Annotated in this window: 13 protein-coding genes; 5 read left to right on the top strand and 8 right to left on the bottom strand. The window is 58.4% G+C overall.

Annotated elements, in window-relative coordinates; all coding sequences use genetic code 11:
* The 3 genes from M5B98_RS28510 to M5B98_RS28500 all read left to right on the top strand — a co-directional run.
* A partial coding sequence (locus M5B98_RS28510; RefSeq protein ID WP_248744667.1) for an RHS repeat domain-containing protein occupies window positions 1-1446 on the top strand: 1446 nt, incomplete at its 5' end.
* 6 nt (window positions 1447-1452) lie between these two features.
* Window positions 1453-1818 (top strand): hypothetical protein, encoded by a 366-nt coding sequence (locus M5B98_RS28505; RefSeq protein ID WP_248744666.1) that lies wholly within the window; start codon window positions 1453-1455, stop codon window positions 1816-1818.
* A 144-nt stretch (window positions 1819-1962) separates the two neighbouring features.
* A complete protein-coding gene (locus M5B98_RS28500; protein WP_248744665.1) occupies window positions 1963-2379 on the top strand; it encodes a hypothetical protein in 417 nt (138 codons plus the stop codon).
* A gap of 16 nt (window positions 2380-2395) precedes the next feature.
* Here M5B98_RS28500 and M5B98_RS28495 read toward each other — a convergent pair whose 3' ends face one another.
* Together M5B98_RS28495 and M5B98_RS28490 are read right to left on the bottom strand one after the other, a co-directional pair.
* A complete protein-coding gene (locus M5B98_RS28495; protein ID WP_248744664.1) occupies window positions 2396-4186 on the bottom strand; it encodes a bifunctional diguanylate cyclase/phosphodiesterase in 1791 nt (596 codons plus the stop codon).
* 134 nt (window positions 4187-4320) lie between these two features.
* A complete protein-coding gene (locus M5B98_RS28490; protein ID WP_162803468.1) occupies window positions 4321-6405 on the bottom strand; it encodes a carboxy terminal-processing peptidase in 2085 nt (694 codons plus the stop codon).
* Between the two features lie 181 nt (window positions 6406-6586).
* Here M5B98_RS28490 and M5B98_RS28485 point away from each other — a divergent pair, with 181 nt between their 5' ends.
* Window positions 6587-7549, top strand: a complete 963-nt coding sequence (locus M5B98_RS28485) for a zinc-binding dehydrogenase (protein ID WP_248744663.1) — start codon at window positions 6587-6589, stop codon at window positions 7547-7549.
* A 45-nt stretch (window positions 7550-7594) separates the two neighbouring features.
* On the opposite strand, the gene M5B98_RS28480 is transcribed toward M5B98_RS28485, so the two are convergent.
* The 6 genes from M5B98_RS28480 to M5B98_RS28455 form a co-directional block, all read right to left on the bottom strand.
* Entirely contained in the window at window positions 7595-8248 is a 654-nt protein-coding gene (locus M5B98_RS28480; RefSeq protein ID WP_248744662.1) for an HAD family hydrolase, read from the bottom strand.
* A 34-nt stretch (window positions 8249-8282) separates the two neighbouring features.
* Entirely contained in the window at window positions 8283-9272 is a 990-nt protein-coding gene (locus tag M5B98_RS28475) for an ABC transporter ATP-binding protein (protein WP_248744661.1), read from the bottom strand.
* Window positions 9269-10069 carry an ABC transporter permease gene (locus M5B98_RS28470; RefSeq protein ID WP_248744660.1) on the bottom strand — a complete coding sequence of 267 codons (801 nt, stop codon included), beginning with the start codon at window positions 10067-10069 and terminating at the stop codon, window positions 9269-9271. The genes M5B98_RS28475 and M5B98_RS28470 overlap by 4 nt, the downstream gene beginning before the upstream one ends.
* Window positions 10056-10892 carry an ABC transporter permease gene (locus M5B98_RS28465; RefSeq protein WP_167748736.1) on the bottom strand — a complete coding sequence of 279 codons (837 nt, stop codon included), beginning with the start codon at window positions 10890-10892 and terminating at the stop codon, window positions 10056-10058. Before M5B98_RS28465 ends, M5B98_RS28470 begins: the two co-directional genes overlap by 14 nt.
* 5 nt (window positions 10893-10897) lie before the next feature.
* Entirely contained in the window at window positions 10898-11704 is an 807-nt protein-coding gene (locus M5B98_RS28460) for an alkaline phosphatase family protein (protein ID WP_248744659.1), read from the bottom strand.
* 120 nt (window positions 11705-11824) lie between these two features.
* Window positions 11825-12889, bottom strand: coding sequence for an ABC transporter substrate-binding protein (locus tag M5B98_RS28455; RefSeq protein WP_085710620.1), 1065 nt, complete (start codon window positions 12887-12889; stop codon window positions 11825-11827).
* A gap of 351 nt (window positions 12890-13240) precedes the next feature.
* Here M5B98_RS28455 and M5B98_RS28450 point away from each other — a divergent pair, with 351 nt between their 5' ends.
* Complete coding sequence (locus M5B98_RS28450) at window positions 13241-13954, top strand: UTRA domain-containing protein (RefSeq protein ID WP_114881985.1); 714 nt, start codon at window positions 13241-13243, stop codon at window positions 13952-13954.
* Window positions 13955-14257 lie beyond the last annotated feature (303 nt).

The following is a 14257-nucleotide window of genomic DNA, read 5'->3' as shown; positions in this document are numbered from 1 at the left end:
CGCAGTGCGCTGTACCGCCGCGACTTTGCCTACAGCGCCAACGGCAACCTCGAACACATCGCCGACACCCGCCACGGCCAGCGCAGCTACCAGTACGACGCCCTCGACCGGCTGATCCGCGTACGCCACACCCGCGACGATGTGCCGGAAAACTTCGCCCACGACCCGGCCGGCAACTTGCTGCTGCAGGATCGCCCGGGCCCGACACATATCAAAGGCAACCGCCTGCTGATGCAGGGCGACCGCCATTACGACTACGACGCCTTCGGCAACCTGATCCGCGAACGCCGTGGCCGCGCCCAACAACTCGTCACCGAATACCGATACGACAGCCAGCATCGCCTGATCGGCCTCACTCGTCCCGACGGCAAAACCGCGACCTACCACTACGACGCCTTCGGCCGCCGCATCCGCAAGACCGTCAACGGCCAGACCACCGAGTTCTTCTGGCAAGGCGACCACCTGATCGCTGAAAGCAGCCCGACCCAACACCGCAGCTTCATCTACGAACCCGGCACCTTTCGCCCGCTGGCGATGCTCGACGGCCAAGGCCCGAAACGCGCCTGCCCGTTCTACTACCAACTCGACCACCTCGGCACCCCGCAGGAACTGACCGACTACAGCGGCGACATCGTCTGGTCAGCCAAATACAGCGCCTACGGCAAAACCAACTCGGTAGAACTGGCGATCGAGGACTACCTCGACCAGCCGCTGCGGTTTCAGGGGCAGTACTTCGATGCGGAAAGCGGACTGCACTACAACCGGCATCGGTATTACGACCCGGACGTTGGACGGTACCTGACGCCGGATCCGGTGAGGCTGGCGGGCGGATTGAACCAGTACCGGTACGTGCCGAATCCGACGGGGTGGGTGGATCCGTTGGGGTTGACGTCCAACTGCCCGCCGCCGAATAAGCCGGGATGTCCGGTGCCGGATGGGGTGAGTGGTTCAGTTGTTGATGAGGGTGAGCCAGCGCTGCCGAAGATGACGGCGCAAGAGCGGAGGGCGAGAATTGATGAGTTGACAGAAAATATTGCATTGAAAGAGTTGAATGATATGGAAAGCGCTAACAAAAAATCTCACTTTTTACAAAAACATGGCGCCCAAACCACTCTTGCTTCGCAGCAAGAGCGTCTGAAATATGCTAAAAATCCTACTACGGGTAAAGTTGAGATGAAACTAAATAAAAAAACTAAGCTTATGGAACCAAGCATTCCGCGAGCTGCAACTAGATTTATAAGTCATAAAGATCAATTGAATGCAATTAATCGTGCTAAATTAATTTTTCGACGGACTGGGAGTCTATCGCTCTCATCGCTCCCAGTGGAAATGGGAAGAAAGGTTGGAGAGGGGTATAGGGGGAAGCAAGTAGAATATATAGAGCCAACAAGAACTGTCGTTATACTCGATAGTCATGGTGAGGCTATAACAGCTTATGTGGATTGATATCAAATGAAACCTAATCCAAAGCTTTCAATTTTGCCTGGCTTTCTATTTATCTTTGATATTGACTATCCTCACGAAGGGGCCGTTGAAGAACTAATATGTCTGGCTGATGTAAATGATTCTTCTGATTTGATTAGAGTTTTTGATGCTGTTCTGAAACCGGAATTTGTTGGGTACTCTGAATCGGATAGGTGTTGGATAATTGATACGATTTCCTATTATTTGGAAAGGGGAGAAGCATTTGTCGAGGTTTTGGAAAAGAGAAGTTTTTTATTTTCTGACGAGATAGTCGATGGGCGTGGCTTTATGCGCGTGTTGCTAGAATGTCTTTCCTTATATCAGGCTGAGATAGGTAAAGTTAAAGATCTATAGAGTTACATTCTGTCTTGATATTTTATATGTTTTGGGTTTTTGATAGGTTGGTTGTTTTATTTGGTTTTATAGTGGTGATAAAGTTGTGGGGGCTGATTTGTTTAACCAAAGCCGGTTCGTCACGTTTCCGGCCGAAGTGAAGTGATGTTGAAAGATCCATATTTAAATGAAGAGTTTGAACCGGATTTGATGTGGTTTATAGGCGTTTTCGACGTTTATGATCGGGAGGGAACTCGAGGTGCGGAACTCGAGGTTTACAATCCTAATGATTCTGCTGATAGAGAGCTTCTTGTCAGGAAGTATTGCCTTAATCTGCCATACCTTTCCTATAGGCATAAGCTAGTGTTGGTTGAAAGTTTGGAATTGCTGCTCTTGGAGCAAAATTATGACTTTCAAGAGTTATTCGAGGTCGATGAGTACGAAGCAGCAAGTTGGCCGCGGGGAGAATGGTACTCTCTAGAGGATCCACGCGGCTTCTTCCAAGATATCTATAAGTTTGCGAAGGAAGCTTGGGGGGAGGATCTTGCGAAAGCCGCTGGAGAGGATCGGTCAACATGGTAGTTATCGAGCCTTTAAATCAGCGATGACCTGAAACGAGTGCTTCGTTAAAAGGTAGCGCGCTTATGCTATCAATCAAATGCACACTATACCCCGGCACATTCTTCGCATGATGCTTCGCCTGCGAAGCCATCTCTGCCAACTGGCTCGCATCCAGTTGCGCACAAGCTTCAGGATGCAAATGCACCACGCCGATGGACAGTGACAACAACGGAAACTCCTGCCGAATCCCCTGACGATTCGGCGCAACAAAACACCCAGCTTCAAGGTGTTCGGGCCGATAAAACCGTCGGCATTGACTCTGAAAATCATCAAGCAACTGGTTGAGCCGTTTGCGCCAATCCTCCGGGCCGAGCACCAACAGAAAATCATCCCCGCCAATATGTCCGACGAAATCGCGGGACGGGTCTACACGTTCGTTCAGGCATTGCGCCAGACACAACAACACTTCATCGCCACGCCCATACCCATAGATATCGTTAAAGGGCTTGAAACTGTCGATATCGACATAGCAAATAACCGACTCCCGTCCCTGTTGCAGCAACCGTGTCAGGCATTGCTGGATCGGCACGTTGCCAGGTAGCAGAGTAAGCGGGTTGGCATACCGAGCCTGCTGGATTTTCAGTTCGGTAATCAGTTTGAGCACGTCGATCACCCGACCCAGACCCAGATAGCTGCCATTGAGGGTGATGATGAAGTCTTCTTCGATGCGCTGCCGGGCGCGGCTGGTGATCAGGCGGCTGACTTGTTGCAGCGACTGGCTCATTTCCACGGCGAGGAAGTCGTCGTTCATCAGGCGGCTGATCGGTTTGCGGGCGAACAGGTCGGTGGCGAACGGTTTGAGCAAGGCATCGGACAGTGAGTGACGATGCACGATGCCGCACGGCTGGCCCTGTTCGTCGAGCACCGCCAGCGAGTTCAGGTTGGCCTGGCGGCGAAACGCTTCGAGGACGGTGGCGGTGGGTGTGTCGCGATTCACGGCCGGCTGATCATTGAGCAGGGCGCTGAGGTCGCTGCCTTCGTCATTCAGCGCCACTGCGCTGCTGTCGTGTTTGGGCATCAGGGCCCGGGCGTCGCGTGGCGGGTGCTCCTGCGGGCGCCCGAGCAAGTAGCCCTGGACCAGATCCACCCCCATCTCGGTCAGCACCGCCAGCTCTTCCGGTAGTTCGATGCCTTCGGCAATCACCTGCGCCCGGGAGGCCTTGGCGATTTGCAGGATCGATCCGACGAACTCACGTTTCAACGCATCCTGATGAATGCCGTCGATAAAGTGCCGGTCGATCTTCACATAGTCAGGCCGCAGCTCCGACCACAGGCGCAGGCTCGAATAACCCGCGCCAAGATCGTCCAGTGCAATCGAAAACCCCATCGCCCGGTAGTGATGCAGCGCCGTTTGCAGCAACTGAAAGTCGTCGATCGGCGTCTGTTCGGTGAGTTCGATCACCACCTGGCTCGGTGGAATGCCGAAGTCCTGAAGCAGTTGCAGCGTGCGACCCGGCTGGTGCGCAGCTTCGAGCAGGGATTCGGGAGAGACGTTGAGAAACAGCTTGCCCGGCAGTTGCTGTTCGTTGAAACGGCGGCAGGCGCTTTGGCGGCAGGCGATTTCCAGTTCGCTCAAACGCCCGGCCTGACGAGCCACGGCGAACAGGGCGATGGGGGAGTGCAGCGGGCTGTTGGACGGGCCGCGAGTCAGGGCTTCATAACCGAGAATGCGTCGCTCGGAGAGGCAAATGATCGGCTGGAACAGGCTGTGCAAACCGCTTTGAGTCAGGATCGAGCTCAAGGCACTCAGCTGTTCGGTCGTGGTCATGGCAATCTCTGGCGATAAAAAAAGGACTGGGAGCGCTCTCGATGAAGAGAACCGCTCCCAGTCCTTTATTGCACGACAGAATGATGACTGTTTGATGACGATCCGGGGATCGTCACCATTAAATTGCCATCACCTTACTTCTTGGCCACCTGATTGCTCAGCTTCAGGTAATCCAGCAGCACGCGCCCGGTCTCGCTCAGGTAGGCGTCGTCTTCCGGTTTGACCTTGTCCGGCTCGGCTGCCGCGAGGGCGTCGTCGTCTTCTTTCTTCAGCTCTTTGAGCGGTTCTTCGCCTTTGGCCTTGCGACGGATGTTTTCCATCGCCAGTTGCTTGGCGTCGATGTCGGCGTGCTGGGCACGACGATCGGCCTCATTGAGGCTGACGGTTTTTTCTTCCAGCAGCTTCTGCGCCAGGGCCAGCTTGTCGCGGATGAACACGAACTCCGCATCCTTGGCCGAACGGGCGTCATGCTCGGACTTGAGCTGGGCCAGGTACGGCTTGAACGGGTCGACCGCCGGTTTGATCGCTGCGCGGATGGTGTCCCACGGCATGGCTTCCGGAAGGGCGCTCTCGCCGATTTCCTTGGTGTCGATGATCGACGGGTAGTCGATGTCCGGCAGTACGCCCTGATGCTGGGTGCTCTGGCCGGAAACCCGGTAGAACTTGGCCAGGGTCAGTTTCAGTTCGCCATGGTTCAGCGGCTGAATGGTCTGCACGGTGCCTTTGCCGAAGGTCTGGCCACCGATGATCAGCGCGCGGTGGTAGTCCTGCATGGCGCCGGCGAAGATCTCCGAAGCCGAGGCGGACAGGCGGTTGACCAGCAATGCCATCGGACCTTTGTAGAACGCGCCCGGGTTTTCATCTTCGAGCACATCGACCCGGCCATCGGCGTTACGCACGAGCACAGTAGGGCCCTTGTCGATGAACAGGCTGGTCAGCTCGGTGGCTTCCTGCAGGGAACCGCCGCCGTTGTTGCGCAGGTCGATGACCACGCCGTCGACTTTCTCTTTCTGCAGTTCGGTCAGCAGTTTCTTGACGTCGCGAGTGGTGCTCTTGTAGTCCGGATCACCGGCACGGAACGCCTTGAAGTCCAGATAGAAGGCCGGAATCTCGATCACGCCGAGCTTGTAGTCCTTGCCGTCCTGTTTGAGGCTCAGGATGGATTTCTTCACGGCCTGGTCTTCGAGCTTCACCGCTTCACGGGTGATCGGCACGATCTTGCTGGTCTGGTCGTTCGGCGCATTGCTGGCCGGGATGACTTCCAGACGCACCACGGTGCCTTTCGGACCGCGGATCAGCTTGACCACTTCGTCCAGGCGCCAGCCGACCACGTCGACCATCTCTTTGTTGCCCTGGGCAACGCCGATGATCTTGTCGGCCGGAGCAACCTGCTTGGTCTTGTCGGCAGGACCTGCCGGCACCAGACGCACGACCTTCACCTGATCGTTGTCGCTCTGCAACACGGCGCCGATGCCCTCGAGGGACAGGCTCATGTTGATGTCGAAGTTTTCCGCGTTATCCGGCGACAGATAGTTGGTGTGCGGATCGTAAGACATGGCGAAGGTGTTGATGTACGCCTGGAAGATGTCTTCGGCACGGGTCTGGTCCAGACGCGCCAACTGGTTCTTGTAGCGCTTGGTCAGGGTTTCCTGGATCTGCTTCGGCTCTTTACCGGCGATCTTCTGCCGCAGCACTTCGTCCTTGACGCGTTTGCGCCACAGGTCATCGAGTTCGGCTGTGGATTTCAGCCACGGGGCGTCCTTGCGATCGATCAGCAAGGTTTCCTTCGTGGTGAAGTCCATCTTGTCGACGCCTTTGTCCAGCTCGGCAATGGCGAAGTCCAGACGCGCCTTCACGCGGTCCAGATAACGCTTGTAGATGGTGAAGCCGGCGTTGAGGTCGCCGCTCTTGAGGAAGTCGTCGAACTGGTACTTCCACTTGTCGAATTCGGCGATGTCGCTGGCCATGAAATAGCTGCGCGACGGGTCCAGCAGCTTGATGTAGCTGTCGTAGATGATCGCCGAGCGCGCATCGTCGAGCGGCGGCTTGCTGTAGTGGTGGCGCTTGAGCAACTCGACGACGTTCAGACTGGCAATCACTTCATCGCGATCAGGCTGCAACTTGTCCCAGCTGTTGGCTGCGAATGTGCTGCCCGACACCGGCAAGAGGCCGATACCGATGAAAAGAGCGAGGGCGGTGCTGGGGAGCAGATGCTTCATGCTGATTCGACGCGGGGACAATTGATAACGCATATTAGGCCGTCTTTGAAGTCGCCGGTACCTCTACGCTCTGTACGATAACTGCTGTTCAGCGATCGTTCAGACCCCAGGGCCGGTCGCATAATGCAAAAAGCCCGGCGCTACAGCTTCGGGCTCAGTCCAGACTCACTATGGAGGCACTGTGAAGGCATTGCAAGGCGTTGAAGGTCAAGTGGCATGGGTTGATGAACCAAGTCCTGCGTGTGATGTAGGACAAGTTCGCATCCGGGTGGCGGCAGCGGGCCTCAATCGCGCGGATTTATTACAGAAGGCGGGCCTTTATCCACCGCCGCCGGGTGCCAGTCAGGTACTCGGTCTTGAGTGTTCCGGGGTGATCAGCGAGGTCGGCCCGGGTTCGTCCTGGCAGGTCGGTGATCGGGTCTGCGCCTTGCTGGCCGGGGGCGGGATGGCCGAAGAAGTGGTCGTCGACGGGCGGCATGTACTGCCGGTTCCGGAAGGTGTGTCGCTGATCGAAGCGGCTGCGCTGCCCGAGGTGTACGCGACCGTCTGGCTGAATGTGTTTCAACTCGCTGCGCTCAAACCGGGTGAGAAAGTTCTTCTGCATGCCGGCGCCAGCGGCATCGGTTCTGCCGCCATTCAGCTGTGCAAGGCGTTTGGCAATCCGTGCTGGGTCAGCGTCGGATCGGCCGAGCGTTTGGCCTACTGTGAAGCGCTGGGCGCCCAGGGCGGTGTGGTGCGCACTGACGATCTGGAAAGCCTGCGGGACTTCGGGCCGTTCGATGTGATCCTGGATCCGGTCGGCGGCAGTTATTCCGCATTGAATCTCAAGCTGATGGCTCAGGACGGGCGCTGGGTGCTGATCGGCCTGATGGGTGGCCGCGAAGCGAAACTGGATCTCGCCCAGGTGCTGGCCAAGCGTGTGCAACTGCTGGGTTCGACCCTGCGCAGCCGTGACGATCAGTTCAAGGCAGACCTGTTCAGCGATCTGAGCCAGCACGTGTGGCCGCTGTTTTCCGAGGGGCGCTTGAAGCCACAACTGGCCAAGACTTTTGCGATCAAGGATGCCGAGGCGGCGTTCGCCGAGCTGGCGAGCAACACGGTGGCGGGGAAACTGGTACTGGTGATCGACGACAGCCTGAGCTGATCATCGATGCTTGTGGGAGCAGGCTTGCTCCCACAAGACAATCGCTTACTTCCAGAGGTGGATCGGCCAGCCGGATTTCTCGGCCTCTGCAAGCAGCACCGGATCCGGATTGACCACGTGCGGGTAATCCACCTTCAGCAGCAGCGGCAGATCATTGCGTGAGTCGGAATAAAAACTCGCGCCTTCAAGGTTTTCCTCTTCGGCGTCCAGCCACTCCAGCAAACGGGTGATCTTGCCTTCGCGATAGGTCAGGGTGCCCACGGTGTGGCCGCTGTACACGCCGTGCGCCACTTCCAGTTCGATACCCAGAACCTCGTCAATGCCCAACCGCTCGGCAATCGGTTTGACCAGGTGCGTGCCCGAGGCCGAGATCACCAGAATCCGGTCGCCGGCCTTGCGGTGGGCGGCGATGGTTTTGGTCGCGTCACTGAAGATGATCGGTTCGATGAAGTCTTCCACCCAAGGCCCGACCAGATGCTCGACTTCTTCCGGGGTGCGGCCGATCAAGGGTTCGAGGCTGAATTCCATGAAGTCTTCCATGCGCAACTTGCCATGGCTGTAGGCGTCCATCAGCTCATTGTTCTTGCGCATGAATGACTCGGGATCGACCCAGCCCAGGCGGCCCATCTGCTCGCTCCAGAGGGTGGCGCAGTCGCCGTGGATCAGGGTTTCGTCCAGATCAAAAATTGCCAGGGCCATCAGTGCAGTTCTCTCTTCAACGTCAGCAAAGTCATCAGGCTACCTCACACAGGGCCGTCGGATCGATGGAAAGCGCCAGGCGCTGACCGTCGGGATGCAGATCCGCCGCCGAACGGTTGAGCACATCCACCACCAGTTCCACGCCTCGGGCCTCGATGCGGTAGCGGATCACGTTGCCCAACAGGCTGTGGCTGCGAATCTGTGCATCGAGTTCGCCATCCAGGCTCAGCTCGATGGCCTCCGGGCGAATGGCGATACGGTGGTTGATCGGCCGCTGCAACAGCTTCGAGGCACTCTCGGCATCCAGCAGGTTGTAGTTGCCGATGAAGCCGGCGGCGAACACGTCGACCGGTGCGGTGTAGAGGGTTTCGGCATCGCCGCTCTGTACGATCTTTCCCTGATTCATCAGGAAAATCCGGTCAGACATGGTCAGGGCTTCTTCCTGATCGTGGGTGACGAAAATCGTGGTCAGGCCGAGCTCGCGCTGGATATGACGGATTTGTTCACGCAGGTGTTTGCGAATCCGTGCATCAAGGGCCGACAGCGGTTCGTCCAGCAACAACAGACGCGGACGGGTGACCAACGAGCGGGCGAGGGCGACACGCTGGCACTGACCGCCGGAGAGCTGATGCGGATAACGACTGGCGAAGTCGTTGAGTTCAACCAGTTTCAACGCCTCGGTGACACGCTTGTGGCTGTCGTCCGGGTTGACCTTTTGCATGCGCAGACCAAAGGCGACGTTCTGCTCCACGGTCATGTTGGGGAACAGCGCATAGCTCTGGAACACCATGCCGATCCCGCGTTTCTGTGGCGTCAGCGGCACGATGTCGACACCATCGAGCAGAATCTTGCCGCCATCCACCGGCGTCAGGCCGGCGATGCAGCGCAGCAGGGTGGATTTGCCACAACCGGACGGTCCGAGCAGGGTGACGAATTCACCTTTCTGGATTTCGCAGTTGATGTCGCTGAACACCGTGGTGCCGGCGTAGTTTTTTTGCAGGTGTTGGACGCTGACATAGCTCATTCGCTTTTGTCCTTGTTCAAGATGTTGGCGACCCAGGTCAGGACCAGCACGAAAAAGAAGTAGGAAATCACCAGTGCGCTGGTGAAGTGACCGCTGCTGTTGCGCATGTTGTTGAGGTAGACCTGCAGGGTTTCGTAGCGGGTGCCGACCAGGATGTTGGCGAACACGAACTCACCGAACAGGAACGAGAACGACAGCAGCAACGCGACCATCAGGCCTTTGCGCAGATTCGGCAGCACAACCAGGAAGGCTGCCTGAAAGGTGCTGGCGCCAAGCAGTTGGGCGGCGTCCATCAGGTCGCGCAGGTTGATCGCTTGCAGGTTGTTGGTGATCGCCCGGTACATGAACGGCAGCGCCACGGTGAAGTAGCAACCGATCAGAATCCACGGCGTGCCGACCATCGCGAACGGCCCGGATCCATAGAGCTGCAACAGCCCCACCGACGACACCACCGGCGGCACCGCAAAGGGCAGCAGGATCAGGATGTTCATCAGCGCATCGAGTTTCGGGAAGTGGTAATGCACCACGAACAGCAGCGGCAAAATCAGCACCACCGACAGGATCAGCGCGCCGACGCACACCAGCAGCGACTGGCCGAAGGCGTGCAGGAAGCGCGGGTCGCTCCACAACTGGATGTACCACTTGAAGGTGAAGCCGCTGGGCAGCACGGTGGCCGACCAGCTGCTGGCGATCGAGTAGATCAGGGTGCCCAGCAACGGCAGCAGCAGAATGGCGAACAGCAGGTAGACCACGACGCGGTGGTAGACGCCGGCCGGGCCGGATTCAGCGTGAGACATGGTAGCTCCTCTTCAGCAGCAGTTGATGCACGACGGTCACCAGGGTCATCAGCGCCACCAGCACCACGGCCAGGGCGCTGGCCAGGTTCGGATCGAGGGAAATGTCGCCGGACACCATCGCCGCAATGCGGATCGGCAGCACGTTGAAGTTGCCGGTGGTCAGCGCATACACCGTGGCATAGGCGCCGAGGGCGTTGGCCAGCAGGATCACGAAGGTGCCGAGCAGGGCCGGGGTCAGCACCGGCAGGCCGATGTGGCGCCAGAACTGCCAGCCGTCAGCGCCGAGCAGCGCGGCGGATTCACGCCAGTCTTCACGCAGCGCATCGAACGCCGGGTACAGCAGCAGGACGCCGAGGGGAATCTGGAAGTAGGTGTAAAGGATGATCAGCCCGGTTTTCGAGTACAGGTTGAAATCCTGAATGATCCCGGCCTGTTTCAGCATGATGGTAATGCTGCCGTTGAAGCCGAGCAGGATGATGAAGGCAAACGCCAGAGGCACACCGGCGAAGTTGCTGGTCATGTTGGCGAAAGCGTTGACGAAATTGCGCAGTTTCGAATCGACCCGGCGCAGGGAGTAGGCGCCGAGCACCGCGATGATGATCCCGAATACGCTCGACCAGAAACTGATTTCGAGGCTGTACTGGATCGCCTGCAGATAGAACTTCGAATTGAAGATCTTGCTGAAGTTGGCGAAACCCCAGCCGAATTCTTCCGATTGCAGGCTGTTGATCATCACCCAGACCAGCGGGGCGATTTCGAACACGATAAAGAACAGGGCGAAGGGCACCAGGCACAGGGCGGCCAGCCATTTGCCGCGAGTCATTGAGTTCACTTGAGCAACTCCCGGCACACAGGTTTGTCGTGGGGTACGCCGAGCAGCTCGCAGACGGTGCCGCAGAGGTCGGTCTGCTTCGGCATGGCGTCGGCGTTCAGGCTGAAGGCGTCGCCGAGCACGAACAGCGGCACCTGGCGTTCTTCCGGCAGCAGGCCGTTATGCGAGCGATCGTTGTTCATGCCGTGGTCGGCGGTCACCAGCACCTGATAGCCAGCATCGAGCCAGCCTTGCAGGTAGTCGGCGAGAATGATGTCGGCGCTGCGGGCACTGTTGCGGTATTGCGGGGTGTCGAGGCCGTGCTTGTGGCCGGCGTCGTCGATGTTCATCGGGTGGATCAGCAGAAAGTCCGGGGCGTGGCGCAGGCGCAGGTTTTCGGCGTCGGCGAACAGATGCGAGTCCGGATAGTGATCGTTCCAGTAGAAATGGCCGTGCTGGATCGGCAGTGTCGGGTCATCGGTGTGACGATCCCGGGCGGCAACGAACGGCGAGCGGTTGTAGAGCTCGCTGACCCAGTGGTACGCCGCGGCGGCGGTTTTCAGACCGGCATCGCGGGCGTAGTGATAGATGCTGCGCTGGTTGGACAGGCGCGAGACGTTGTTGTGGACGATGCCGCTGTCGATGGGCGGCACGCCCGTAAGGATGCATTCGTAAAGCGGTCGGGACAGGGCCGGCAGCTCGCACTCCAACTGGTAGAGCGCGGCGCGTCCTGCGCCAACGTAAGCCTGCAGATGCCCCATGGCGTGACGCGCGACCTCGTAATTAAGGCCGTCGAGCACGACAAGGATGACGTTGTGCTTCATAGGGGCAAAAACTCCGCGAAACAATAAAAACGGGAAACTCGAAATCGACACGGATCCTGTGGGAGCGGGCAAGCCCGCTCCCACAGGGTTTTGTGCCAGACCCAGTGGGGATCTATCGGCTTACTTCATTTCGACGATGACTTCTTCGTTCCACTTCTGCGGCAGAGCCTTGGAGGTTTTTTCCCACGCATCGGCGTCCTTGATCGGCGTGACCTTCTTGTACTGCTCGTTCGGCAGCAGTTTGGCTTTCACGTCTTCCGGCAGGGTCAGGTGCTCGGCGCGGATCGGACGGGCGTTGCCACGGGCGAGGTTGGTCTGGCCGGCGTCGCTGAAGATGTACTCGCGGGTCAGCTTGGCGGCGTTCGGGTTCTTCGCGTACTTGTTGATGATGGTGGTGTAGCCGGAAATCACCGAACCATCGGACGGGATCAGCACCACGTAGTCATCCGGGTTGGCCATCTTGGCCTTGTAGCTCAGGCCGTTGAAGTCCCAGACCACGCCGACTTCGATCTCGCCTTTTTCCATGGTGGCGATGGTCGGGTTGGCCATCGACAGGCGACCCTGCTTGGCGATGTCTGCGAACAGCAGCAGGGCAGGCTGGATGTTTTTCTCGTCGCCGCCGTTGGCCAGCGCAGCAGCGAGTACGCCGTTGGCAGCCTGGGCCGCGGTGCTCACGTCACCGATGGAGACCTTGTATTTGCCGCCCTTGAGGTCAGCCCATTTGGTCGGCACTTCGGAGCCGTGCAGCAGCTTCTTGTTGACGATGAAAGCGATGGTGCCGGTGTAGGCCAGCGCCCAGTTGCCATCCTTGTCCTTGGCCCAGGCCGGAACCTGATCCCAGGTGGTCGGCTTGTACGGTTGCACCACGCCTTGCTTGACCGCGATCGGGCCGAAAGCCGCGCCGACGTCGCCGATGTCGGCGGTGGCGTTGTCTTTCTCGGCGGCGAACTTGGCGATTTCCTGGGCCGAGCTCATGTCGGTGTCGATGTGTTTCAGGCCGTAGGTCTTGGCCAGGTCTTCCCAGGTGCCTTTCCAGTTGGCCCAGTCATCGGGCATGCCGACGCTGTTGACGGCGCCTTCCGCTTTCGCAGCGGCTTCGAGGGTTTTCAGATCATCAGCCGCCATGGCGGCGGTGCACATGGCAATGGTCGAGCCTAACAGTGTTGCCAGGAAAAGCTGTTTCATTCCGAAGCTCCTTGGTCGTGTTCAACGCTGCGATTGCGGTTTGTGTTGGTCTAGGTCAGCAATACCTGAGCCAATGTAGGGGGGCTGGATGACACTTTGATGTCGGCGGATGCCTGGCCAGCGATTATTTTCTCCGGTACAGGCGGCTGCCCGGTAAGCGTAGACCACCCTCAAAGTCCCGGCAGGCAAGGGACTTGGCCGATGTATTGCAAGTTGTCAGCGCGACCGCTCGGTAGTTTTGTCATCTCTCGGTCATCTGCACTGCCTAGGCTTGCAGCACGACCGAACGGCGCAATAGTCGTGCGGTTTTGCCCCGAAACAGTGCTGGTCTAGTCCAGATAGGTAACGTTGATGCGCGATGAGGCAACAAAAGCGGTGACAGCCATTGGGCAGATCCTTCAGGAGCAGCTCGACCACGGTTTGCTCGTGGCGGGCAGCAAGTTGCCGGCCGAGCGCAAGCTCAGCGAGTTGTTCGGCACGACACGGATCACTGTGCGTGAAGCCTTGTTGCAACTGGAGGCCCAAGGGCAGATTTATCGCGAGGAGCGTCGGGGCTGGTTCGTTTCGCCGCCGCGGCTGGCCTACAACCTGATGCAACGCAGTCACTTTCACGCGATGGTCAGTGCGCAGGGGCGAGTGCCGTCGACCGAGGTGATTTCGGCGCGGTTGCAGCCGGCGTCAGCGGCGGTCTGTGCGTGGTTGCAGTTGCCGGCGCTGTCGAGTGTGATTCAGATCTGCCGGTCGCGGCGGATCGATGGGCGGCTGGTGTTGTACGTGGAGCATTATCTGAATCCGCAGTATTTCCCGGGGATTCTGGAGTTTGATTTGAATCAGTCGATTACCGAGCTGTATGCGCGGCATTACGATTTGCACTATGGGCGGGTGCGGTTCGAGATTGTGCCGACTTCTTTATCGGTCGATGCGGCGGCGGCTTTGCGGGTTTCGGTGGGGAGCCCGGGGTTGCGGATTGCGCGGGTCAATTATGATCAGGCTGGGCGGTTGATTGATTGTGATCTGGAGTTTTGGCGGCATGATGCGATTCACGTCGGCGTTGACGTTGTTTGACCTTGACCTTGGCGGCCTCTGGGCCGACCAGGTTTTGGGTTGATTGGGGTGAATATCCGTTGCTTCGGGTGTTGCGGCTGGCGGTTCCGCTCTTACAGCGGGTCACTTTTTCAAACGCCAAAAAGTAACCAAAAGGCTGGGCCCCTGCGTTCGGCACCTCGCTGAGGCTCGGTGTTCCTTCGTTCCGGGATTCATCCGGGGGCATCGCCTCCGGTTTGCTTCGCTGCACCTCCTCTCGATGTGTTCGACTTCGTCGAACGGCGCTTCGCGCCCACCCCCGGATAAATCCCTCCACTCAGCCTT

This window comes from Pseudomonas sp. MWU12-3088 (genome assembly GCF_023242405.1).
Lineage (GTDB): Bacteria > Pseudomonadota > Gammaproteobacteria > Pseudomonadales > Pseudomonadaceae > Aquipseudomonas > Aquipseudomonas kribbensis.
Note: the sequence above shows the minus strand (reverse complement) of the source record. Positions and strands in the feature narration are given on the sequence as shown.